The organism is Billgrantia hypersalina (assembly GCF_052584175.1).
In genome coordinates this window covers 1-2,847 of sequence record NZ_JBMIQI010000016.1, presented here as the reverse complement: position 1 = coordinate 2,847, position 2,847 = coordinate 1, and the positions used below count along the sequence as shown (strand labels likewise).

Below are 2,847 nucleotides of genomic sequence, written 5' to 3'. Positions count from 1 at the left end.
GCCGGAGAGCCGCCCAGCCTGGCTGCGGCAGGAGTAGCCGGTCGCCAGCAGGCGGCCGCGGTTGGCCGCGTCCTCCACCAGCGGCTGCCACGACTGGGCATAAATGGTCTTCGAGGTTGCGAGGTTGCGCGCCTCGTGGCCGTAGGTGCCGGACATGCCGCAGCAGCCGGAACTGAGCAGCTCGAGCTCCAGGCCGAAGGCGGCGAACACCTGCTGCCATGCCCGGGGGCTGCCCGGGGCATTGGTCTTCTCGGTGCAGTGGGAGAGCAGCCGGAATCCCGGGTCCTCGAGGCGCTCCAGCTGTCGGGCCAGGGCGGGAGGCACCAGGCGCGGGCCCTGGGCCGCCAGCCACTCCTGCAGCATCAGCACCTCGGGTACGGCCCCGGGGGCCAGCGCCTTCACGTACTCCTGGCGATAGGTCAGGGTCATGGCCGGGTCGATGCCCACCAGCGGCACGCCGAACTCGGCCAGGGCGCGCAGGCGTTCGGCCTGCTTCCTGGCGGTGCGCCCGAAGGCACCGAGGAAGCCCTGCACGTGCAGCGGCTTGCCGTTGGCCGCGTAGGGCGCCACGAACACGCGAATCTCGAGGCGTGCGAGCAGCTCGACGATAGCCATCACCCGCTCCGCCTCGAAGTGACTGGTGAAGGCGTCCTGCACGATGACCACGCTGCGGGCCTTCTGCGCCTCGCTGAGCAGGCTCAGCGAGACCGGCGTCGCCTCGGCCACGCCCCAGGCCCGAAGCTGCTCGGCCAACCGCGCCCGCGAGAGGCGCGGGCTGTCGACCAGCCCCACCTGCTCTGACAGCAGCCTGTCCACCCAGCGCTGGCCCAGCGCGGCGTTGTAGAGCGGGGCGGCGTGGGCGAGGTAGGGCACGAAGAACTCCATGCCGCCGATCAGGTAGTCGCGCAGCGGGCGCAGGTAGCGGCCGTGGTAGACCTCGAGGAACTGGGCGCGCGAGTCCGGCACGTTGACCTTCACCGGGCACTGGCCGGCGCACGACTTGCAGGCCAGACACCCCGCCATGGCGTCGTAGACCTCATGCGAGAAATCGGCCTCGTCGCGGCGGCGCCAGCTGTTGCGCACCCGCCCCGGCAGGCGCTTGAGAAAGCCCGCAATGCCCTCGCGACGCTGCCGGTGCGCCTCTGCCACCGGATCGATGCCGCTCGTGCCCTGCAGGCGCAGCCACTCGCGGATCAGGCTGGCGCGGCCCTTGGGGGAGTGGATCCGGTCCCGGGTCGCCTTCCACGAGGGGCACATGGCGTCGTTCGGATCGTAGTTGTAGCAGGCGCCATTGCCGTTGCAGTAGACCGTGGCGGCGTGGGCCTGCCACAGCCGCTCGTCGATCTGGCGGTCGTGCTGGCCGCGGGTGGGTACGCCGTCGACGGTCAACAGGCCCGGGTCGACGAGCTTCACCGGTGGTGCCCCAGAGGCATCGGGCGGGCTCCCCACGGTTTCGGGCGAGGTGGCAGGAGGGGCAGTACCCCCGGCGTCGGGCGGGATAGAGAGCGGCGTCGCGATCTTGCCCGGGTTCAGCTGGTTGTGCGGGTCGAAGACCGCCTTGACCCGCTGCAGGCTGGGGTAGAGCTCGCCGAAGAAGCGCGGCGCGTACTCCGAGCGCACGCCCTTGCCGTGCTCGCCCCACAGCAGCCCGCCGTATTTTTGCGTCAGTTCGGCCACCTCGTCGGAAACCTCGCGGATCAGCCGCTCCTGCACCGGGTCCTTCATGTCGATGGCCGGGCGCACGTGCAGCACGCCAGCATCGACGTGGCCGAACATGCCGTAGCTGAGCCCGCGGGCGTCGAGCAGGTCGCGGAATTCCGCGATGAAGTCGGCGAGGTGTTCCGGCGGTACCGCGGTGTCCTCGACGAAGGGGATTGGGCGCTTCTCGCCCTTTTCATCGACCCGGGCATTACCCAGCAGGCCCACCGCCCGCTTGCGCATGCCGTAGACGCGCTGGATCGCCTCGCGCCCCTGGGCCAGGGTGTAGCCCAGGCGTGGCACGCTCTCGTCGGCCTCCAGATGGCGGCAGAAGGCCGCGACCCGCTCGGCCAGCCGCTCGGGATCGTCGTCGTTGAACTCCACGAGATTGATGCCGCGAATGGCCACGGCCTGCCGCTCGGCCGTGGCGGTATCGCCTGCGGCAGCGGTACCGCCCGGGTCGAAGGCCGTCTCCGTCTCGCCGGGAAAGAACTCGGCCACGCTGTCCCAGACGAAGTCCTCCATGGCCAGCAGCAGTACCTTGTCGTCCACCGTCTCGATGGAGGTGGGCCTGGCGGCGGAAGCCATCAAGGCCTTGGCATCGCGCAGGGCATCCATGAAGCCGGCGTAGCGCACGTTGACCAGCGTCGCGTGCCGGGGGATCGGCAACACGCCCAGCACGGCCTCGTTGAGGAAGGCGAGCGAGCCCTCCGCGCCGCACAGCAGGCTGTTGAGATCGAGCCGGCCCCGGGCATCGCGCAGGTGCGCCAGGTCGTAGCCGGTCAGGCAGCGGTTGAGCGGCGGGAACTTGGCCGCGATCAGCTCGTGCTGGGTATCGGCGATCTCGCGGGCGGTACGGTAGGCGCTGCCGATCACGCCGCGGTGATGGCACAGCCGCTCCAGCTCGGCTTCGTCGACCGGGCGGCTGACCAGGCGCTCGCCGCCGAGCAGCACGCTGTCGAGCTCGAGCACATGATCGCGGGTCTTGCCGTATTCGCAGCTGCCCTGGCCGCTGGCATCGGTGGCGATCATGCCGCCGAGGGTGGCGCGGTTGGAGGTGGAGAGGTCGGGGGCGAAGAAGAGGCCAAAGGGCCTCAGCGCGGCGTTGAGCTGGTCCTTGACCACCCCGGCCTGGACCCGCACGCGGCG

1 protein-coding gene is annotated in these 2,847 nt (G+C 70.6%); it reads right to left on the bottom strand.

Annotated features, from left to right (window positions below; genetic code table 11):
• Positions 1-2,847, bottom strand: a 2,847-nt coding sequence (locus ACOJCM_RS13010; protein WP_445212485.1) for an FAD-binding and (Fe-S)-binding domain-containing protein, incomplete at both ends; no start/stop codon positions are given.